The 20,571-nt window shown below is 71.0% G+C and carries 17 protein-coding genes; 8 read left to right on the forward strand and 9 right to left on the reverse strand.

All coding sequences use genetic code 11. The annotated features are described in order from the left end of the window. Positions 1–518: 518 nt before the first annotated feature. The 3 genes from fadD11 (at position 519) to ABZ319_RS30915 (ending at position 3,726) form a co-directional block, all read left to right on the forward strand. Complete coding sequence (gene fadD11 / locus ABZ319_RS30905) at positions 519–2,327, forward strand: fatty acid--CoA ligase FadD11 (protein ID WP_354990049.1); 1,809 nt, start codon at positions 519–521, stop codon at positions 2,325–2,327. Positions 2,328–2,418: 91 nt separating this feature from the next. After that, positions 2,419–3,036 (forward strand): helix-turn-helix domain-containing protein, encoded by a 618-nt coding sequence (locus ABZ319_RS30910; RefSeq protein WP_354990050.1) that lies wholly within the window; start codon positions 2,419–2,421, stop codon positions 3,034–3,036. Between the two features lie 33 nt (positions 3,037–3,069). Further along, positions 3,070–3,726: an enoyl-CoA hydratase-related protein gene (locus tag ABZ319_RS30915; protein ID WP_354990051.1), complete on the forward strand. Its 657-nt coding sequence runs from the start codon at positions 3,070–3,072 to the stop codon at positions 3,724–3,726. Positions 3,727–3,827: 101 nt separating this feature from the next. On the opposite strand, the gene ABZ319_RS30920 is transcribed toward ABZ319_RS30915, so the two are convergent. The 7 genes from ABZ319_RS30920 to ABZ319_RS30950 form a co-directional block, all read right to left on the reverse strand. Next, the gene (locus ABZ319_RS30920) at positions 3,828–4,727 is read right to left on the reverse strand and encodes an alpha/beta hydrolase (protein WP_354990052.1); all 900 of its coding nucleotides are present in this window, start codon (positions 4,725–4,727) and stop codon (positions 3,828–3,830) included. Between the two features lie 126 nt (positions 4,728–4,853). After that, positions 4,854–7,838 (reverse strand): crotonase/enoyl-CoA hydratase family protein, encoded by a 2,985-nt coding sequence (locus ABZ319_RS30925; protein ID WP_354990053.1) that lies wholly within the window; start codon positions 7,836–7,838, stop codon positions 4,854–4,856. 343 nt (positions 7,839–8,181) lie between these two features. Next, positions 8,182–9,420 carry a cysteine--1-D-myo-inosityl 2-amino-2-deoxy-alpha-D-glucopyranoside ligase gene (mshC, locus tag ABZ319_RS30930; RefSeq protein ID WP_354990054.1) on the reverse strand — a complete coding sequence of 413 codons (1,239 nt, stop codon included), beginning with the start codon at positions 9,418–9,420 and terminating at the stop codon, positions 8,182–8,184. A 170-nt stretch (positions 9,421–9,590) separates the two neighbouring features. Continuing rightward, complete coding sequence (locus ABZ319_RS30935; protein WP_354990055.1) at positions 9,591–10,361, reverse strand: SCO1664 family protein; 771 nt, start codon at positions 10,359–10,361, stop codon at positions 9,591–9,593. 1 nt (position 10,362) lies between these two features. Continuing rightward, positions 10,363–10,947 carry a DUF3090 domain-containing protein gene (locus ABZ319_RS30940; RefSeq protein ID WP_354990056.1) on the reverse strand — a complete coding sequence of 195 codons (585 nt, stop codon included), beginning with the start codon at positions 10,945–10,947 and terminating at the stop codon, positions 10,363–10,365. 24 nt (positions 10,948–10,971) lie between these two features. Continuing rightward, a complete protein-coding gene (locus ABZ319_RS30945) occupies positions 10,972–11,706 on the reverse strand; it encodes a histidine phosphatase family protein (protein WP_354990057.1) in 735 nt (244 codons plus the stop codon). A 16-nt stretch (positions 11,707–11,722) separates the two neighbouring features. After that, on the reverse strand, positions 11,723–12,667 hold the full coding sequence (locus ABZ319_RS30950) for an undecaprenyl-diphosphate phosphatase (RefSeq protein WP_354990058.1): 945 nt from the start codon (positions 12,665–12,667) through the stop codon (positions 11,723–11,725). A gap of 295 nt (positions 12,668–12,962) precedes the next feature. Between ABZ319_RS30950 and ABZ319_RS30955 the strand changes: the two genes are divergently transcribed. The 5 genes from ABZ319_RS30955 to ABZ319_RS30975 all read left to right on the forward strand — a co-directional run bounded on the left by ABZ319_RS30955 (position 12,963) and on the right by ABZ319_RS30975 (position 18,018). Beyond that, the gene (locus ABZ319_RS30955; protein ID WP_354990059.1) at positions 12,963–13,925 is read left to right on the forward strand and encodes an aldo/keto reductase; all 963 of its coding nucleotides are present in this window, start codon (positions 12,963–12,965) and stop codon (positions 13,923–13,925) included. A gap of 21 nt (positions 13,926–13,946) precedes the next feature. After that, a complete protein-coding gene (locus ABZ319_RS30960) occupies positions 13,947–14,990 on the forward strand; it encodes an ABC transporter substrate-binding protein (protein WP_354990060.1) in 1,044 nt (347 codons plus the stop codon). Positions 14,991–15,091: 101 nt separating this feature from the next. Further along, complete coding sequence (locus tag ABZ319_RS30965; protein WP_354990061.1) at positions 15,092–16,402, forward strand: iron ABC transporter permease; 1,311 nt, start codon at positions 15,092–15,094, stop codon at positions 16,400–16,402. Beyond that, the gene (locus tag ABZ319_RS30970; protein ID WP_354990062.1) at positions 16,399–17,262 is read left to right on the forward strand and encodes a heme ABC transporter ATP-binding protein; all 864 of its coding nucleotides are present in this window, start codon (positions 16,399–16,401) and stop codon (positions 17,260–17,262) included. Before ABZ319_RS30965 ends, ABZ319_RS30970 begins: the two co-directional genes overlap by 4 nt. Before the next feature lie 240 nt (positions 17,263–17,502). Beyond that, entirely contained in the window at positions 17,503–18,018 is a 516-nt protein-coding gene (locus tag ABZ319_RS30975; protein ID WP_354990063.1) for an N-acetyltransferase, read from the forward strand. A gap of 123 nt (positions 18,019–18,141) precedes the next feature. On the opposite strand, the gene ABZ319_RS30980 is transcribed toward ABZ319_RS30975, so the two are convergent. Then, on the reverse strand, positions 18,142–18,498 hold the full coding sequence (locus tag ABZ319_RS30980; protein ID WP_354990064.1) for a YrdB family protein: 357 nt from the start codon (positions 18,496–18,498) through the stop codon (positions 18,142–18,144). After that, positions 18,495–20,540 carry an MMPL family transporter gene (locus ABZ319_RS30985; RefSeq protein WP_354990065.1) on the reverse strand — a complete coding sequence of 682 codons (2,046 nt, stop codon included), beginning with the start codon at positions 20,538–20,540 and terminating at the stop codon, positions 18,495–18,497. Before ABZ319_RS30985 ends, ABZ319_RS30980 begins: the two co-directional genes overlap by 4 nt. Positions 20,541–20,571: the final 31 nt, after the last annotated feature.

Below are 20,571 nucleotides of genomic sequence, written 5' to 3' on the forward strand. Positions count from 1 at the left end.
CCGGCCACCCGCCCTGGTGGCCGGCACGACGTGGTCGTCACCCTCCGCGCGGGTGCGACCTGTCGAGCAAACCCGATGCGGTGGTCGCGGTGCCAGCCCCCGGTTCCGGGGTATTGCCCGAAATGCCTTGCCGCACTTAGGTTCCCCGAGGGCGGGTGTTCGTTGCCCGGCCCGGGGTGACACCGCGGGGCGCAGGCGGGGACCGGTACCCGCGCACCGGTTCCGATGCGCCGGCGCGGGGTCGCGCACGGGCGTGCGGGAGGTGGGGCGGCCCGACCCGCACGCCATCTCCCGCACGCCCGCCGCCGCCCCGGGGGGCGGATCGCCGAGCGCGGCCCGCGGTCTCGGTGCGTTCCCGGCCTCGCGTGGTGCTCGATGCGGCCCACGAGGTGATACGGGGTGCGTGCACCGGCTCGCGCGGTGACGCGCGGGCGGGTGATGTACCGAAAGCGGGCACGGTGCGCGCGTGCAGGACTTACCGTCTGAGATAGTCGGCGGTGAGTGGATCGGAAACTGTTATGAGCGAACCGAATACGTCCTGTGCGGCCTTCCAGGCGGTCGCGGCGATCGATCCGGGGGCGGTGGCGGTGCGCTCGATCGGCGGCACGCAGTCCCTGACCTGGGGCGAGTACGCGCAGCAGGTGCGGGCGGTGGCCGGTGGACTGGCCGCGCTGGGTATCGGGCGCGGGGACACCGTGGCGCTGATGATGTCCAACCGGGTCGAGTTCTATCCCCTCGAGGTCGGCGCGCAGCACGCGGGGGCGACCTCGTTCTCGGTGTACAACACCCTGTCCCCCGAGCAGCTGGGGTACGTGTTCGCCAATGCCGGGAACCGGATCGTGTTCTGCGAGGCCGATTTCGTGGACCGCATTCGCGCGGCGGGGGTGCCGATCGAGACGATCGTGTGCGTGGACCGGGCGGTGCCGGGCACGCTGTCGGTGGCGCAGCTGACCTCGCTGGCGCGCTCGGACTTCGATTTCGAGGCGACCTGGGGTGCGGTGGACCCGGCGGACATCGTGACCCTGTGCTACACCTCGGGCACCACCGGCAATCCCAAGGGCGTGGAGATCACCCATGCGAGCCTGGCGTTCGAATGTCGCGCCTACGCCTCGGTCATGCCGATCGAGTTCGGGGACCGCATCACCTCCTATCTGCCGACCGCGCACATGGCCGATCGGGTGACCGCGCTGTACCTGCAGGAGTTCTTCGGCACCCAGATCACCGTGGTGCCCGATCGCACGCAGTTGCCGGCCGCGCTGGTCGATGTGCGGCCCACCATCTGGGGCGCGGTGCCGCGGGTGTGGGAAAAGCTCAAGGCGGGAGTGGAATTCGCGGTCGCCGCCGAAACCGATCCCGCGCGCAAGGCCGCCCTGGACTGGGCGCTCGAGGTGGCCGGGCGCAAAGCCGCCGCGCAGCTGGCCGGGGCGCCCCTGGATGACGCGCAGGCCGCGGAATGGGCGAAGGCCGATGCGCTGGTGCTGTCCGGGCTGCGCGCCAAGCTCGGTCTGGATCAGCTCAAATGGGCGCTGTCGGGGGCCGCGCCGATTCCGGCGCAGACCCTGGGGTTCTTCTTCGGGCTCGGCATCCCGATCTCGGAGGTGTGGGGCATGTCCGAGCTGACATGCGTGGCCAGCGTCAGCCCGCCGCAGCTCGCGCGCCTGGGCACCGTGGGCACGTTGCTACCCGGACTCGAATCGCGCATCGCGCCGGACGGGGAATTCCTGGTGCGCGGGCCCCTGCTGATGCGCGCCTACCGCAAGGAACCGGACAAGACCGCCGAGGCGCTGGACGCGGACGGGTGGCTGCATACCGGGGACATCATCACCGAGGACGAGCACGGCTATCTGCGGGTGGTGGACCGCAAGAAGGAGCTGATCATCAACGCCGCGGGCAAGAACATGTCCCCGGCCAATATCGAGAACACGCTCAAGGCCAGCACGCCGCTGATCGGGGCGCTGGCCACCATCGGGGACGCGCGCTCGTACAACACCGCGCTGATCGTCCTCGATGCCGAATCCGCGCAACCCTATGCCGCGCACCATGATCTGCCCGATGCCTCGGCGGCGGCGCTGGCCGCGGACAAGGGCGTGATCGCCGATATCGCGGCCGGGATCGCCGCGGGCAATGCGCACCTGTCGCGGGTCGAGCAGATCAAACGCTTCACGATCCTGCCCACGTTCTGGGAACCCGGCGGTGACGAGATCACCCTGACGATGAAACTGCGGCGCACGCCCATCGCGCGCAAGTACGCGGGTGAGATCGAGCGCATGTACTCCCCCGAGCTCGCCGAGGGTGTGCACGAACCCGCGGCGGGCGCGCACCCCTAGGTCGCGGGTCGCCGGTTCGGACAGCGCTACCGGTCTCGGTGCGTGCTACCTCACACCCATTACAGAGCAGTTGCTCTGTTACTGTCGTGCCATGGCCCGCCCGCGCACCTACGACCCCGACGCCGTCCTGGACGCCGCCGAAACCCTCGCCGCCACCGCCGGGCCCGCCGCGGTCACCATCCGCGCAGTCGCCGCGGCCACCGGCATGTCCAACGGCGCGCTCTACCACAGCTTCGGCTCACGCGCGGAGCTGTGCGCGCGCACCTGGATCCGCGCGGGCGAACGCTTCGGGCAGGTGCAACGCGAACTCGTGGACGCGCACCCCGGGGACCCGGTGCGGGCGGTGATCGCGGCCGCGGGCGCCCCCGCGGTGTTCGCCGAACGCTTCCCCGACTCGTGCCGGCTGCTGCTCGGCACCCGGCGCGCCGAACTGCTCGGGACCGACACCGTGCCCGAACCCCTCACCGCGCGCATGCACGCGCTCGAGCGCGCGCTGATCGAACTGTTCAAGGAACTGTCCACCGCGCTGTGGGACCGGCGCGACGCCCGCGCGGTGGACACCCTGACCATCTGCCTGGTCGATCTGCCCACCGCGATCCTGCTCGAGCGCGACCGCCTGGCCGACCCGCACGCGCGCGCCCAGCTCGCCGCGGCCGTGCGCGCGGTCCTGGCCGTGGGCCCCGCCGACCCCGATCACCGAACTCGTTGACCGGCAACCGAATCAGAGAATGAAGGACACCCCATGAGCATCACCCTGACCTACCACGACAAGATCGCCGTCCTGGACCTGGGCGACGGGGAGAACCGGTTCACCCCCGACTGGCTCACCGAGATCGACACCACCCTGGACACCGTGGTGGCCGAGGGCGCGCACGCGCTGATCACCACCGCGAGCGGCAAGTTCTACTCCAACGGCCTGGACCTGGACTGGCTCGGGGCCAATGGCGATCGCGCGCAATGGTATGTGGGCCGGGTGCACGCGCTGTTCGCGCGCGTGCTGGCCTTCCCGCTGCCCACCGCCGCCGCCCTGCCCGGGCACGCCTTCGGCGCCGGGGCCATGCTCGCCATGGCACACGACTACCGCCTCATGCGCGCGGACCGCGGCTTCTTCTGCTTCCCCGAAGCCGACATCCGCATCCCCTTCACCGCCGGCATGGCCGCGCTCATCCAGGCCAAACTCACCCCGCGCGCGGCCATCGCCTCGATGACCACCGCGCACCGCTTCCCCGCGCCCGAGGCCCTGAGCCTGGACATCATCGACGCCGCCACCGACCTGGACGCGCTCACCCCCACCGCCGTGAACCTGCTCACCCCCTTGGGCGTCAAGGACCAGGGCACCCTGGGCGCGATCAAGAGCGTGATGTTCGCCGACGCCCTCACCGCCCTGGCCCTGCCCTGACGGTCGCGGGCGACAACCATTCCACGGCAACGGCATCCGCGCGCACCCGCGTAATGTGCCTGAGCGCGTCCGGTCCCGGGACCGGGCGCGCACGGATGATCTCAGGGCGCGTGGTTGTCCAGATGGGCCAGCAGATGCGCGGCGACCTCGCCGGGTTTCTCGGCCTGCAGGAAATGCCCGCACCCGGGGAGCTGGACCAGGTCCGCGCCCGCGTGCTCGCTCAGCACCCGCACCAGGCCCGGGGACAGGCAGCCATCGCGCAGGCCCGCCAGCACCAGGGTCGGCAGCGGCGCCGGGGCGGCCAGCAGCAGCCGGTGGAACGCCCGGGTGGGGGCGCGGTGCACCTGGAACAGTGACCGGTAGTAGCGGGTCGTGGCGTAGGCCATCGCGCGGTCGGTGAACACCGCGGCGGTGGGGGCGAACTCGGCGTCGGTGAACTCCCAGCCCGGAGACCAGCGCGACCACAACCGGCGCACGAACCCCGCACCCGAGCGGGTCAGCAGCCGCGGCGAGGCCCCGGAAGCCATGATCGGGATATAGGACGACAGGAGCATCTGGGCGGGCAGATAGCGGGCGATCGCGGGGGCGAACCCGCCACCGAACGGCGGAATCGCCAGCAGCGTCACCGACAGCCACCGCCGCGGCGCGCGCTTGGCCAGCACCAGCGTCGCGAACGCACCCCAGTCGTGCCCGACCAGGTGCGCGGGCGGATCACCCAGGGCGTGGCACCAGGCGGCGATGTCGTCGGCGACCGCGAGCAGGTCGTAGCGGGCGGTGCGCGAGGCCGAGGCGGGGGTGTAGCCGCGCAGCCACGGGGCCAGCACCTGATAGCCCGCGCCCACCAGCGGCGGGATCACCGCGTCCCAGGTGTGCGGGGTGTCCGGGAAACCGTGCAGCAGCACCACCAGGGGGGCGTCGGCGGGACCGGCGTGCCGGGCGGTCAGGGTCAGCCCGTCGCGCTGCAGTTTGAGGGTGGACTCACCCGGAAGCATCGAACTCATCGACATCAATTCCTTCTCCTCGATCCTCGCGCACCGGTGCGGGTCTCACCGATACGCGACATCGAGAGTGTGCACCACAGGCGTTGGCGCCCCGAGGTTTTCGTCGCGCCCGATCCCGGCGAGCGGTCAGCGGCCCTGCCAGACCGGTGCCCGCTTCTGCACGAACGCGGCCATCCCCTCACCCGCGTCCAGCGACGACAGCGCCGCCGCGGCCATCTGACCCTGCTTGGCGAACGCCTCGGCCACCGACCAATCCGGGCACTGATCGATGATCTGCTTGCCCGCGTCGATGCTCAGCGGCGCGTTCACCGCCACCCGCTCGGCCAGCACCAGCGCCGCGGCCAGCGCGCCACCGGGTTCGGCGACCTGATTGATCAACCCCAGCTCCGCCGCGCGCGCGGCGGTGATCGGATCACCGGTCAGGGTCAATTCCATGGCGATCGCGCGCGGCAGGCGCTGGGACAGGCGCAGCACCCCGCCGCCCACCGCGACCAGCCCGCGCTTGACCTCGGGAATACCGAACATCGAATCGGCGGCGGCCACGATCAGATCCGCGCACAACGCCAGCTCGCACCCGCCCGCCAGCGCCGGGCCCTCCACCGCGGCGATCAACGGTTTGCGCGGGGGCAACGCGACCAGGCCCAGGATGCCGCGCTTCTCGGTGATCGGCACCTCACCGCGCGAGGCGGCCTTGAGATCCATTCCGGCACTGAAGTATCCGCCCGCACCGGTGAGAATCGCGATGCGCGCGCCCGGATCGGCCTCGTAGGCGTCGATGGCGCGTTCGATGCCCAGCGCGGTGGCCAGATCGATCGCGTTGCGCGCGTGCGGGCGATTGATCGTGATGATCATGACGTGCCCGCGGCGCTCGATCAGCACCGGCGCCGGCGGCGGGGCGGGCAGAGCGACCCGGTCGCTGCCGGTGGCCGCGATGATGTCCCCGTCCACGGTGACCGGCACGCCCAGCAGATCGGAGTCGGTGAACGCGTGCACGGTGCCGGTGTCGGTGCTGCGCACCAGGATTCGGTCACCGGACTCGGTCAGCACGCTCACGATCGCGGCCTCGGGCTTACCGTCGCGGTCATAGGGCAGGGTGTACGCCTCCACCACCGCGGGACCCGAATAGCCGGTGACCGCGCGCCGGGCCGGGGGATGCTCGATCACCGGGGTCAGATGCGCGTAGGCGCGCGCGGGCGGGGTCGCCGAATACACCCCCAGCGCGTGCTTGGTCAGATACCAGCCCAGCGAGGTCGCCAGCCCGTACGCCTCGGGTTCGGCGCGCAGGCGCTGCACCAGCGTGGCGACCGCGTGCCCGCCGTAATTGTTGCCCGGCCCGCCGCCGAAGGTCAGCCCGCCGGTCACCGACAGCGGCCGCGCCGGATCCTCGGCGGGCAGGCCGAGCTCGCGCGCGGCGATCTGCACCGCCACCGGGAAGCACGCGTACAGATCGACGTGGGTGAGCTGATCGGCGGTGATCCCGGCATGACCCAGCGCCGCCGCGCCCAGGGCCGCGATCGCCGGGGACGCCGCCAACTCGGTGCGCTCGCTGACGAACCACTCGTCGCTGCCCGAGGCGCCCGCGTGCAGGAACACCCACCTGTCCTGGGCGATACCGGCGGCCTCGGCCGCGGCGGCACTGGTGATGATGATGCCGCTGGCCATGTCCACGGTCAGGTTCGCGCATTCGAGCTTGGTATACGGCGCGGAGATCATCCGATTGGCCTCGGACACCGTGGCGATCTGCTCGGGGGTCTGCTCGACCGGCTGCCAGGCATAGGGGTTGGCGGCCGCGATCGCGGAGAACCGCGACCACAACCGGGCGACCGCGCTCGCGTGCTCGGTGAGTGTGCGGCCCAGCCGGTGCCGGTTCGCCGATTCGATCAGCGCGTACATGTTGATCGGGGCCAGCAGGCCCGCGGTGGTCTCGGCGGCGTTGTTGGCCGCCTTGTCGATCCCGACCGTGCGCGTGGGCCGCACCTGCGAATCCTGCACCGGCCAGCCCGGATCCACCCCGGCGCGCTGGGCCGCGGCCGCGGTGGCCCCGGCCTCGGCGCCGGTCACCAGGACGATCTCGTAGTCCCCGGCCGCGATCGCGGCCGCGGCCTCGTTGATCACCAACTGCCCGCCGTCGCCGCCGAACGGGCTCGACTGCACCGTGTCCACCGTGCCCGCCCCGACCGCCGCGGCCACCAGCGCACCCAGATCCCGGTACTGCCACGAGGTGGGGGCCACGGTGAACACCGCGTCCGCGCCCGCCAGCAGCCCCGCACCGGCCCCGGCGTCGGCGGCCGCGGCCGCCAGCGCGCGCACCGCCAGCGCCGAGGGATCGGGGAACTCGGGTTCGGGGGTGCGGGTCACCACCTGGCCCACGCCCACCAGCACCGGGGTCGTGGGCGCGAGCACCGTCCCGGACGCGATGTGCCGCACCGCTTTACGCGCCGCGCGACCGGTCCCGGCCGGAGCCGCGGCCAGCACCGCGGGCAAGGACGCCAGCGAGTCGGTCAGCGCCTCACCCAGACTGCGCGCCACCGTGCCGCCCAGCGGGCCCTCGATCGGGGCGCCCGCCAGTCCCGCGTCCAGGTACACCATCGAGCCGGGCCCGTCCGGGGTCACCGTCATCCACAGCCCCAGCGTCAGTCCCTGCGGGCCGGTGCCGCGCAGTTCCAGGCCCGTGTCGGTGGCCGCGGCGACGCTCCAGCGCAGATCCGCGGGAATGCCCATGAACTTGGCGACCTGGGTGAACTCGAGTCCCGGCTCGGCCTGCCCCGGCTCGGCCCCGCGCCACCCGGCGTGGAAGGTGAACCAGCGCGGAATGTTCCCCAACCCCAGCAGGTATGCGGCCACCGTCTCGGGCGCGGCCTCGAGACGCTGGGCGGCGTGCGCGGTGCGCGCGTACTCGCTCAACCCCGCGGGCGGAACACGATCCCCGAGATCGACCGCGGGCGGCGGCGTGCTCGCACCGCCGGTCAGGCCCGACACCAGATCCCGCACGATCCGCGGATCGCGGCGCACCGCCCCCAGCAGATCACCCCCGGCTCGAATCTGCTTGCGCACCACACGACCCTGCGCCAGCACCGCGCGCAACCGATCGAACCCGGGAACCTCGGTCACCGTCGAACCTCCTCATTGAGGGTGAGAGAGTGAAAGCCTCACCGTATCGCCCCCGAGCGGCCCGCCGGAAGGGCGAACACCACCCCCTGCCCACATGGTGAGATCCCCCGCCCGCCAACGCGGCGCACCGGCATCGATGCCGCCGAGCACGGCGGCGACCGGACCTGCATGATGATCGACTCGGTTGCCGGCAGCTGTTCCGGAAACCTGGACGCCTCGGGCCGTGATCCGGCGGTGCGAGGTGGGGATCCACGCCAATCGAGCTGTCCCCCAACCACGATGGCCCGCCGCGCAGCCACTGCGCGACGGGCCATCGGTGAATCGGGCCGGGACGGGCCATCGATCAGAGGCGCACACCCAGCAGGGCGTCGACCGCGTCGCGGATCAGCGCCGGGGCGCTCGCGTCGGGCCCGCCGTAGGCCAGCGCCTGATCGGCCCAATTGTCCAGGGCCGCCAGCGCTTTCGGGGTATCGAGATCATCGGCCAGATGCTGACGCACCCGCGCGACGGTGTCCTGCGCGGACGGGCCCGAGGCCAGCGCGACCGCGGCCCGATAGCGATCCAGGCGCGCGAGCGCGGTGGCCAGGGTCTGCTCGGTCCACTCCCGGTCCTGGCGGTAATGCCCGGAGAACAACCCGAGGCGGATCGCGGACGGGTCGGTGCCCGACCGGCGCAACCTCGACACGAACACCAGGTTGCCGCGCGACTTGGACATCTTCTCGCCCTGATAGGCGATCAGGCCCGCGTGCACGTAATGGCGGGCGAACCGCCGGCCCTTGACCAGCGCCTCGGCATGGGCGGAGGAGTACTCGTGGTGCGGGTAGATCAGATCGCTGCCCCCGCCCTGGATGTCGAACTCGGTGCCGATGCGGTTCAACGCGATCGCCGCGCACTCGATATGCCAGCCCGGACGGCCCGCCCCGAACGGCGCCGGCCACGACGGCTCACCCTCGCGCGCGGCCCGCCACAGCAGCGCGTCGATCGGATCACGCTTGCCCGGGCGCTCGGGATCCCCGCCGCGCTCGGCGAACAACCGGTCCATGGTCGCCCGGTCGTACCCGGACTCGTACCCGAACTGCTCGGTCGCGTCGTGCCGGAAATACACGTCCGGGAACTCCGGATCATCGACCACGTACGCCGCGCCCGAAGCCAGCAGCTTGTCGACCAGCTCCACGACCTCCTGCACCGACTCGATCGCGCCCACGTACTGCGCCGGAGGCAGCACCCGCAACTCGCTCATGTCCTCGCGGAACAGCTCCACCTCGCGCGCGCCCAGATCCCGCCAATCGATGCCGTCGCGCGCGGCCCGCTCGAACAGCGGATCGTCCACATCGGTGACGTTCTGCACGTACCGCACCTCGTGCCCGCCATCGCGCCACAACCGGTTGACCAGATCGAAGCTCAGATAGGTGGCCGCGTGCCCGAGATGGGTGGCGTCGTAGGGGGTGATGCCGCACACGTACATGGTGGCGGTCTTGCCCGGGGTGACCGGGCGGACCTGCCGGTCGGCGGTGTCGTACAAGCGCAACGGCGGTCCGGATCCGGGGACGGTCGGGACAGCGATATCGGACCAGGACTGCATGGATTTCAGGTTAACGGTGCGCTCGCGGGACGACCCGCCCGCCCCCGCACAGCACCGCCGCGCCCCCGGCGGGTAAGGCGCGCCCGACCAGCACCTTAACGACCCGCCCACACACGTCAATGGTTGAAATCATGATGCATACAACGTTTTCGGATCCGGGGACCGGGCACTCAGAACGCCGGCCACGGAATCGGGCGCTGGGAAGCGGGCAACGGCATCACCGGATTCTCCAGCACGGCCCGGCACCGCTGCTCGAGAGCCTCGATCTCGGCGTCGGTGATGTGCTCGCTCAAACGCCCGCCCAGCTCACCCGGCAGCGCCTTCACCAAAACCGTGATGTCGGTGAGCAATTGATCCTCGATCGGCTCACCGGCCCACCCCCACAGCACCGTGCGCAGCTTGGGTTCGGTGTGCAGGCAGATCCCGTGATCGACACCGTACACGCGCCCGTCGCGGCCCTCGAGCGCGTGCCCGCCCTTGCGGTCGGCGTTGTTGATCAGCACATCGAGCACCGCCATCCGATGCAGGCGCTCATCGGCGGCATGGATCAGCGACACCGGGCGGCCCCCCGGGTCCAGCGCCCGCAACACCTCCCGGTACCCGTCCGGAACCTGCCCCACCGGGCACAGATCCACCAGATCGAGCCGCTCGGGATCCTCGGTGGTCTCGATCCAGCGCTGCACCATGCCCGGCCCCAGCGGACCCTCGCGCAGAACGGTTTCCGGAATCACCCCCCAGCCCAGGGCATCCGAGACCAGATACGAGGCAACCTCGCGCCCGGCCAGGGTGCCGTCGGGGAAATCCCACAGCGGGCGCTCACCCCGCTCGGGCTTGTACACCACCCGCACGTCCCCGGCCGCGCACACCAGGGTCACGTTCGAGGCCGTGGTGACCTGCCCGATCACCGACAGGTCCGCGGTGTACAGGGGATCGGTGCTCATCTCACTCCTCGGCCTCGCTCGCGCCGAAGATGTCACCGCGCTTGTACCCGTTGGTGCGCACACACATGTGCCCCTGCGCCGAGAGCGGCTCCCCGCACAGCGGGCACGGTTTGCGCCCGGCCGCGATCACCCGCGTGGACCGCAACGCGAACTCCCGCGCCTGGATCGGGGTCAGGAACACCCGCACCGCGTCCGGGCCCTCCTCGGTGTCATCCAGGACCACCGACTCGTCGACCTCGGTCTCGGTGATCGCCAGCAACTCCACCACTACCGCGCCCGCGTCGGCGTCCCAGCCCAAACCCATGGTGCCGACCCGGAATTCGGATTCGATCGGGGTCACCAGCGGGGCCACATCGGCCACATCGGAGGGTTGCGGGGGCACCGGGGTGCCGAAGCGGCGCTGCACCTCGTCCAGCAGCAACCCCATCCGATCGGCCAAGACCTTCACCTGCTGCTTCTCCAGCAACACGCTGACCACGCGCGGCTCCTGCACGGCCTGCAGGTAGAAGGCGCGGTCGCCCGGCTCGCCGACGGTGCCGGCGATGAAACGATCGGGGGTGCGGAAAATATGGATAGCTCGGCCCATGGCACCTCCTGACAGCTGTTCACCTTAAGAATCGGGGTGCTCGGCATCCCCATTACCCGTACTACCGGTGGTACCCGTTTCACCTCCGGGCACCGGCCCCGATCGCGATTCGCGACCGGTTTGCGGCGAAATCGCCGCCAAGCTGGACAGATCCGCGCCGGTATCGTTCACCCGCCACACATACGGAGCGGTTGGACTGTAGCGGACCACGCTCACCGAGGCCGGTTCGACCACGATCCGCTGGAATCCGTCCAGGTGAATGCCGAACGCGTCGGCCAGCACCGACTTGATGACATCGCCGTGCGTGCACGCCACCCACAACACGTCACCGCCGTGCTTGTCGGCGAAGGCCCGATCACGCTCGCGGATTGCCGCGACCGCGCGGAACTGCACCTGCGCCAAGCCTTCTCCCGAGGGGAACACCGCCGCCGAGGCGTGCCGCTGCACGATCTTCCACAGCGGCTCGTTCACCAGCTCGCTCAGCGGGCGGCCCGTCCACTCGCCGTAGTCGACCTCGAGCAACCGCTCATCGGGTTCGGCTTCGAGCCCTAGCTTGTCCGCGAGCGGGGTGACAGTTCGCTGACAGCGTAAGAGCGGAGAGGACACGATGTGCTCTATCGGCAGGGCCCCGAGCCGTTGCACCAGATTCTGCGCTTGTTCGCGACCTCGATCGGTGAGATCGACACCGGCGCTCCGACCAGCCAAAGTGTGGGCAGTGTTCGACGTGGAGACGCCGTGCCGCAACAGGATCACCGTCACCGGGACAGCCTACCGACTAGGTGGCCGACACGACGCCGGTCGCCAGCAGCGCCATCACCGCCAGGCCCAGCACGATGCGGTAGCCCACGAACCAGTCCAGCGAATGCTTGGACACGAACTTGAGCAGCCACGCCACCGAGGCATAGCCCAGCGCGAACGCCACCACCGTGGCCACCAGGATCTGCGCGCCCGAGGCGTTGAGGCCCTCACCGGCGGGTTCGAAAGCATCGGGGAGACTGAACAACCCCGAGGCCAGCACCGCGGGAATGGCCAGCAGGAACGAGAACCGCACCGCGGCCTCGCGCCGCAATCCCAGGAACAGGCCCGCGGTCGAGGTCGCCCCCGAACGCGACACGCCCGGGATCAACGCCAGGCATTGCGCGAAACCCATCACCAGGCCGTCGCGGGTGGTGAGCTGTTCGATCGGGCGGATCTTGCGCCCGTAGTACTCACCCGCGGCGATCACCAGCGCGAACAGGATCAGGTTCGCCGAGATGATCCACAGATTGCGTGCGCCGGTACGGATCTCGTCCTTGAACAGGAATCCCAGCACCCCGATCGGGATCGTGGCGATGATCACATACCAGCCGATGCGGTAGTCCAGTTCGCGCTGGGCGTCGGGATCGAGCTCGTACTCCGCCTCGTAGTCCAGGGTGCCGTCGGTGTACATCGGCAACTGCGCGGTCAGCTGCTCCGAGGCGGGCAGCGGCGCGGGCCGGGTACCGGTGAACTGCATGTACAGCGTGCTGAACCAGGCCACCAGGATCCGCCAGATGTCCTTGGCGAAATACACCAGCACCGCCAGCTCGGTGCCCAGCTGGGTGACCGCGGTGAACGAGGCGCCGGCGTCGTCGCCGAAGAACACCGCCGACACGATGCGCATGTGCGCCGAGGACGAGATCGGCAGAAACTCCGTGAGCCCCTGCACCGCGCCCAACACCAGGGCCTGTATCCATGTCATCGACTCGCCCACACGACCTCCAATCCCGAATCGTCGGCTGCCGGTGGACAATTCGCCCACCTGCGGCGGTTTCGACCGCCGAACACCGCAGCGACCCTACAGGGCAGGGGCGAATCCCCGACAGCGGTGCGCGCACACCGCCGGCCCGCCCGCCCGCGCGGGCGCGCGCACCCCCCGCACCGTGCCGGGCGATTGTCCAAGACGCGCAGGCATTTACGGTCGCCGCGAGGCATACCCCGGAACAGGGGACCCGTGCCCTTAGGCTGATCCCTGTGATGAAAGAGCAAGCGCGGTGATGGAACAGCGCACGCTGGGGCGCAGCGGACTTCGGGTCTCACGGATCGGGCTGGCCACCCACACCTGGGGCCGCGAGACCGACGCCGAGGACGCCGGCGCGCAAATGATGGCCTTCGCCGAGGCCGGGGGCACCCTGGTGGACTGCTCCCCCGCCTACGGCGACGGGGCCGCCGAACAGATCCTGGGCCCGCTGGTCAAGGAGTTCGGCCGCGAGGACCTGGTGCTCAGCGTGTGCTCGGGCCAGGTTCCGGTGCGGGTGAACCCCGCCGCCGGACCCGCGCCCGCCCCGACCCGCTGGCGCGTGGACGCCTCCCGGCGCACCATGATGCGCCAGCTCGACCGCACCCTGACCCTGCTCGGGGTCGATCACCTGGACCTGTGGACCGTGGCCGCCTGGGATCCGCACACCCCCCTCGAAGAGGTCTCGGCCACACTCGAATACGCCGTGCGCACCGGGCGCGTGCGCTACGCCGGAGCGCGCGGCTACGACGGCTGGCAACTGGCCACCCTCGCGGCCACCGCGCCCCTGACCGCCGCCCAGCACCCGTACTCGCTGCTCGCGCGCGGGGTCGAACACGAATTCGTGCCCGCCGCACAGCATCACGGCATCGGCGTCATCGCCACCGCACCCCTGGCCGGGGGCATCCTGACCGGCAAATACCGCGACGGCGTGCCCGCGGACTCGCGCGGCGCCGACGAGGCCACCGCCGCCGAGATCAACGCCCGCCTCGACGATCTGGCCGTGCGCGTGGTCGACGCCGTCGTCACCGCCGCCGACGGCCTGGGCACCTCACCTTTGGCGGTGGCCCTGGCGTGGGTGCGCGATCAGCCCGGGGTGGCCTCGCTCATCGTGGGCGCCCGCGACATCGGCCAGCTCACCGGGGTGATCGCCGCCGAGACGCTGGAGCTGCCGCGGGCCATCGCGGCCGCACTCGGAGACGTCAGTGCACGCACCGAATGACCCGTGGTTAGCCTTACCTGCATGAGGTCTAGCGTGAACGGTCGCCCGAAGCTGCTCCTGCGCGCGGTGTCGGCGCTGCTGGGCGCCGGTCTGCTGATCGGCGCCACCGCCTGCGGCACCGGCGAGAGCACCTCGGGCACCGGGCCGCAGGGCCCGGCCACCGCGACCCTGACCGACCTGGACCCCGTACCCCTGGCGCCCGCGCCCACCCCGGTGCTGCCGGCCACGGTGCGCTCGTTCGACGGCAGCGAGGTCACCGTCACCGACGCGAGCCGCATCATCGCCGCGGACCGCTACGGCACCCTGGCCCAGACCGTCGTCGCGCTCGGACTCGGACCCAACCTCGTGGGCCGCTCCACCTCCGCGGCGTTCCCCGCGGTCGAGGACCTGCCCAACGTCACCGCCGGGTCGGGCACCCTGAACGTGGAAGCCATTGCCGCGCTGCGCCCCTCGGTGTTCCTGACCGACACCACCAGCGCCACCGCGGTCATGCGCGATCAGCTCAAAGCCCTGGGCATCACCGTGGTCTACTTCGACCCCCAGCGCACCATGGACGGGGTCGTGCCGCAGATCGAAGCCGTCGCCGCCGCCCTGGGCGTGCCCGCCGCGGGCAAGACCCTGGGCCAGCGCACCCGCGCCGAGATCGACGCCGCCACCGCTGCGGTCCCCGCGCGCGAGCCCAAGCCGCGCATCGCGTTCCTGTACCTGCGCTCGACCGCCATCGCCATGATCGCGGGCCCCGGCTCGGGCGCGGACTCGCTGATCGCCGCCATCGGCGGCACCGACGCCGGCACCGCCTCGGGGGTCAGCGAGCCGTTCATCGCCATCACCAGCGAAGCCCTCATCGCCGCGGCCCCCGACGTGCTGCTGGTCATGAGCGATGGCCTGTCCTCGGTCGGCGGCGTGGACGGGCTGGCCAAGATCCCCGGCATCGCCCAGACCCCCGCCGGCAAGAACAAGCGCGTGGTCGACATGTCCGACGCGGTCCTGCTGTCCTTCGGCCCCAACACCGGCCGCGTCGTGCAGGCCCTGGCCCAGGCCGTCTACGGCGAAAAGACCGCATGACCCCCCAGGACCCCCACGATCGGCCCGTGTCACCCGCACCACCCCCCGAACCGCGCACGCCGGGGCCGGAACACCCTGCCCCGCACCAGGATTCGGCCGCAGTGACACACCGCCCCGGTGCCGTCGGATCCGAGACGCACCACACCTCGGATCCACTCGGGCCCGCCACGACGCCGGCCGGCACCGGGGCAGACCCGGCAGTCGCGCATGCGCTGACCGGCGCGGACCCGGCAACCATGGAGTCGGGGACACCCACGATCGCGGGCGCGGCGATCACCTCGGGCACCGGCGTGCGAGCCACCACCGACCAGGCGGGCGCCCGCACCACGCTCACCACGGCGAGCGATCACCCCGCCACCGCGCCCGCGCGGCGCGGAACGTGGTCGCGGACCACGCTCATCTTCACCGCCGCCGTCCTCGCGCTGATCGTGCTGGCGCTGATCTCGGCCGCGGTCGGGCAGGTGCCCACCACCCCCGCCGAGGTCGCGGGCAGCCTGTTCCATCGCATGGGACTGGACTGGGGACCCATGCCCGCGCACCCCGCCGGTGATCTCACCCTGTGGGAGGTGCGGTTCCCGCGCGTGGTCATGGCCATGCTCGTGGGCGCGGCCCTGGCCACCGCGGGCGCGCTACTGCAGGGGGTGTTCGCCAACCCGCTGGCAGAACCCGGCGTCATCGGCGTCTCGGCCGGGGCGGCCGTGGGCGCGGGCACCGTCATCGTCGTCGGCGGCGCGTTCGTCGCGTCCTGGTCCGTGGCCGCGGGCGCGTTCGTCGCCGGGCTGATCACCACGTTCCTGGTGTACGCGCTATCGCGCTCGAACGGGCGCACCGAAGTGGTCACCCTGGTCCTGACCGGCGTGGCCATCAACGCCTTCGCCGGCGGGCTCATCTCGTTCCTGCTGTTCACCGCCTCCCCCGCGGCACGCGATCAGATCGTGTTCTGGCAGCTGGGCAGCCTCAACGGCTCCACCTGGTCCTCGGTCGCGATCGTGGCGCCGCTGACCCTGATCGGCGTCGGGGCCGCCATCCTCATGGCCCCGCGCCTGGACCTGCTCGCCCTGGGCGAATCCGCGGCCGCGCACCTGGGCGTGGACGTGGAACGCCTGCGCCGCAACGTGATCGTCGTGGTCGCCATCCTGGCCACCGCCGGGGTCGCGTTCACCGGCATCATCCTGTTCGTCGGCCTGATCGTCCCGCACCTGGTCCGCATGCTCGTCGGGCCCGCGCACCGCGTGCTCATCCCGCTCTCGGCGATCCTGGGCGCGGTCGTGCTCGTCGCGGCCGACATCGGCGCGCGCGCCCTGGTCCACAACGCCGACCTGCCCCTGGGCATGCTCACCTCCCTGGTCGGCGGCCCGTTCTTCTTCTGGCTGCTGCGACGCACCCGGGCCCGCGCGGGAGGCTGGGCATGACAACCACGAAAAACAAACTCGGCGGGCTCTTCGCCCGTCAGCACGAGCTGCCCGGCACCCCCGCACCCGGCACGGTCACCCTGTCCGCACACGGGGTCGACCTCGAACGCGGCGGCGGCCGAAAAGTGCTGTCCGGAGTCGACTTCGAGGTCGTCGCCGGACAGATCGTGGCCCTGGTCGGCCCCAACGGCGCCGGCAAATCCACCCTGCTCGCCGCCCTGGCCGGTGAACTCGAACCCAGCAGCGGCACCGTCGAACTCGACGGCACACCCCTGACCCACTGGGCCCCGATCGACATGGCCCGCCGCCGCGCGGTCCTGCCCCAGAACCACACCGTCGGATTCCCGTTCACCGCACGCGAAGTCGTGGCCATGGGCCGCGCCCCCTGGGCCCGCACCGAACGACAGCGCCACGACGAACAGCGCATCGCCGCCGCCCTGGCCGCCACCGACGTCGAACACCTGGCCGGGCGCACCTTCCCCGCCCTGTCCGGCGGCGAACGCGCCCGCGTCGCCCTGGCGCGCGTGCTGGCCCAGGACACCGCCACCCTGCTACTGGACGAACCCACCGCCGCCCTGGACCTGGGACACCAGGAACAGGTCCTGCGCCTGGCCCGCGAACGCGCCACCGCCGGCGCCGCGGTCGTGGTCGTGCTGCACGACCTCGGGGTCGCCGCCGCCTACGCCGACCGCGTCGCGGTCCTGCAGGACGGTCGCATCGCCGCCGACGGCCCACCGCGCACGGTCCTGACCGCCGACCTGCTCACCCGCGTCTACCAGCACCCCGTCGACGTGTTCGACCACCCGGTCACCGGCGCGCAACTGGTCCTGCCGGTGCGCGGGCGCCACGACGACCACTGACCACACAGGCAAATAGCTGGAGGTTCGCTCCCCGGTTCGGGTAGCGTGGCCTCGTTCTCATGCCCCCGCACCCATTCGTGTGTGCCGAACCCCCCGGACGAGGAGTGATGTTGATGACCGCGCGCGAGGCCGTCGCCTACCCGATCACCACATCACCCACGGCGACGGCCTGACCCGTTCCCGTCCCGCGCCGCGCGCTCCGCGCGGCCACACCACACACGAAAAGGACTGTGCCCCACCATGCGCACACCCACCTGGAACATCCGCACCGAAATGCTCGCCGACCGCGACGCCGTCCATGACATCGTCGCCGCCGCCTTCGACACCGGCGCCGAAGCCGAACTCGTCGACGCCCTGCGCGCCGACCCGGCCTGGATCCCCGCGCTGTCCCTGGTCGCGGTCGACGAATTCGACACCCCCATCGGCCATGTGCTGTTGACCCGCAACCACATCGGCGCCACCCCCGCGCTGTGCCTGGCGCCGGTCTCGGTCCTGCCCGACCACCAGAACCGCGGCATGGGCGACGCCCTGACCCGCGCGGGCCTGGCCGCGGCCGCGGCCCGGGGCGAGCAGTTCGTGACCGTGCTCGGGCATCCGAGCTACTACCCGCGCTTCGGCTTCACCCGCGCCTCGGATCACGGCATCGCCATGAACGTCGAAGTCCCCGACGACGCGCTCATGGCCCTGAGCCTGAACCCGGCCGCCACGCCGCCGGGCGGAAAGATCCGGTACGCCAAGGCATTCGGCGACATCTGACCCGCGCGAACCGCGCTACCGGCCGACCGATCGGAGACCGGAACCCCGGAGCCGGTGCCGGGTGGATGTCAGATCCCACCCGGCACCGACGCGCCGGTCACCTCGAGGCACCGCACCGGGCCCTCAGGGCACCTGCCCGACCTGCCCCCACACCACCCGCAACACCCCGTTGACCGCCCACACCGCGAACATCGCCACCCCCGCCCACGGCGTCCACGCCACCCCCAGCAACACCGCGCCCCCGCCGAACCACACCAGCTCGAGCAGCGCCCGCCGCCACCCGGTCTGCGGATAGCGGGCATCGGCCGCGGCCCCGAAGAACGACCACACCACGATGAACACCGTCGGAACCGCCACCGCCGCGAAGATCCGCGCCGGCACCGGATCAGGCACCGTCGCGCCCCAGAACGCCGCCGACCCCAGCACCGTCAGCTCGAGGGCGAACATCACCAGCAGATTGACGCCCTTGAGCGCGCTCACTTCCACACCAGCTTGAGCACCGCCGGGGTGAGCAGCATCCGAATCACCGTGGCGTCCAACACCAGTGCCGCGATCATCCCGCACGCGATGTACTTCATCAGCACCAGATCCGAGAACCCGAACGCCCCCGTCACCACGATCAGGATCGCCGCCGCGGAGGTGATCACCCCACCGGTGTGCGCGATCCCGTACCGGATCGCCTCGGGCGCGGACGCCCCGTCCTTGCGCGCCTCGGCCATGCGCGACTGCAGGAACACCTCGTAATCGGTGGACAGCCCGAACAACACCGTCACGATCAACACCAGCACCGCGAACATCAACGGCCCCGGGGTGAAATCGAACAGCCCCGCCCCGTGCCCCTCCACGAAGATCCACGTCAGAATCCCCAGCGTCGACCCCAGCGACAGCGCGCTCATCGCCACCGCCTTGAGCGCGAGCACCATCGACCCGAACGCCGCGTACATCAGCGCCAGCGCCGCCGCGATCAGAATCGCCGCCAGCAACGGCAACCCCTCGATCAACCCCAGGATGCTGTCCCGCTCGAGCGCGGGCACCCCCGCCACCATCGCCCGCACCCCCGCGGGCTCGTCGATCTCGCGCAGCGCCGCGATCACCGTGTCCGCGTCGCGTTTGTCCGCCAGACCGCTGCCCAGCACCGTGACCCCGTCCTTGGTCGGGGCCACCGGATCGAACGGCCCCGTCATCCACGGGCCCGCGACCTGATTGGCCTCGTACCGGATATCGGAGAGCTGCTGGGCGTTCGCGCCGGTGATCACCAATTTCAACGGCTCGGTGCGGAACTGGGGGAAGGTGGCGTCGAAATCCTGCTGCGCCACCCGGGCGGGGTTGTCCGAGGCCAGATAGCGTTCGCTCAACCCGCCGAACTCGATGTTGCGGAACGGCAGGATCAACGCCAGCAGCATCAGCACGATCGGGGCGATCACCAGCCACGGCTTGCGCATCGCGAACACCGCCAGGCGCGAGAAGAACCCGGCATCGATCTGCGCGGCGGTGCGCAGACTCGAAAACCGTTTCCAGCCCAGGAAATCGATCCGCTCACCCACGATCGAGAGCACCGCCGGCAACGCGGTCACCGACAGCACCGCCGCCAGCAGCACCGAGGAGATACCGCCCAGCGGCACCGAGCGCAGCACCCCGTTCGGGTAGATGAACAACGCCCCCAGACTCACCGCGATGATCGCCGCCGAGAACAACACCGTGCGCCCCGCGGTCGCGATCGTGCGCGCGGTCGCCTCCTCCACACTGCGCCCCGCCGCCAGCTCCTCCCGGAACCGGGTCACCGCGAACAACCCGTAGTCGATCGCCAAACCCAAACTCACCAACGTGACCACCGCCGAAGCGAACACGTTCACCTGGAGATGGTTCGTGAGCATCCGCATGATCCCGAGACTGCCCAGAATCGTCATCCCGCCGATCAGCACCGGCAGCAGCGCCGCGATCACCCCGCCGAACACGAAATACAGCAGCAGCGCCACGATCGGCAGCGCGATGATCTCCGCGCGCAGAATATCGTCCTGCATGCCGGTGTTGATGCCCTCGACCACCGGCTGCATCCCCGCCAGCTGCACCGTCGTACCGCCCGGGCCCGCGCCCGGTGAGCCCGCGCCGAAATGATCCTTCACGCTCATGTAGTTCTCGACCGTGTCGGTGCCCCCGTCCCCGCGCAACCCGATGCTGGCGAAGGCGTGCGTGCGCGCGGGATCGGCGAACTGGCCCATCAGCGGGCCGTCCCAATAGGAGTCGATCTTCAGGATCTGCTCGCCATACTCGGTGCGCAGGCGCTCGAGCTCCGCGGCCACCGCCGAACGCACCGGCTCGTCGTCCACGGTGAGCCCGGCCGGGGCGGTGTAGAGCACGATCAGATCGCTGTCGGTGTCGCGCCCGAACGTGGAATCGGCGAGCTTGGACGCTTCCACCGATTCACTGCTCTCGTCGAACCAGCCTTCCTGGGTCAGATGATCACCCAGATCGCGCCCGTAGAACCCCGAGGCCAGCACCAGCAGTCCGAACACTGCGAACACCGCGAAACGATGGCGGTGGATGAAACGCCCC

Source organism: Nocardia sp. NPDC005978 (assembly GCF_040614455.1).
Taxonomy (GTDB): domain Bacteria; phylum Actinomycetota; class Actinomycetes; order Mycobacteriales; family Mycobacteriaceae; genus Nocardia.

Bases quoted from the DNA above. Each gene is read 5' to 3' on its own strand.
- ABZ319_RS30950 (WP_354990058.1), bottom strand. From the start codon at position 12,667: ATGACATGGATACAGGCCCTGGTGTTGGGCGCGGTGCAGGGGCTCACG.
- ABZ319_RS30960 (WP_354990060.1), top strand. From the start codon at position 13,947: ATGAGGTCTAGCGTGAACGGTCGCCCGAAGCTGCTCCTGCGCGCGGTG.
- mshC (WP_354990054.1), bottom strand. From the start codon at position 9,420: ATGCAGTCCTGGTCCGATATCGCTGTCCCGACCGTCCCCGGATCCGGA.
- ABZ319_RS30970 (WP_354990062.1), top strand. From the start codon at position 16,399: ATGACAACCACGAAAAACAAACTCGGCGGGCTCTTCGCCCGTCAGCAC.
- ABZ319_RS30940 (WP_354990056.1), bottom strand. From the start codon at position 10,947: ATGGGCCGAGCTATCCATATTTTCCGCACCCCCGATCGTTTCATCGCC.
- ABZ319_RS30975 (WP_354990063.1), top strand. From the start codon at position 17,503: ATGCGCACACCCACCTGGAACATCCGCACCGAAATGCTCGCCGACCGC.
- fadD11 (WP_354990049.1), top strand. From the start codon at position 519: ATGAGCGAACCGAATACGTCCTGTGCGGCCTTCCAGGCGGTCGCGGCG.
- ABZ319_RS30955 (WP_354990059.1), top strand. From the start codon at position 12,963: ATGGAACAGCGCACGCTGGGGCGCAGCGGACTTCGGGTCTCACGGATC.
- ABZ319_RS30910 (WP_354990050.1), top strand. From the start codon at position 2,419: ATGGCCCGCCCGCGCACCTACGACCCCGACGCCGTCCTGGACGCCGCC.
- ABZ319_RS30920 (WP_354990052.1), bottom strand. From the start codon at position 4,727: ATGAGTTCGATGCTTCCGGGTGAGTCCACCCTCAAACTGCAGCGCGAC.
- ABZ319_RS30915 (WP_354990051.1), top strand. From the start codon at position 3,070: ATGAGCATCACCCTGACCTACCACGACAAGATCGCCGTCCTGGACCTG.
- ABZ319_RS30935 (WP_354990055.1), bottom strand. From the start codon at position 10,361: ATGAGCACCGATCCCCTGTACACCGCGGACCTGTCGGTGATCGGGCAG.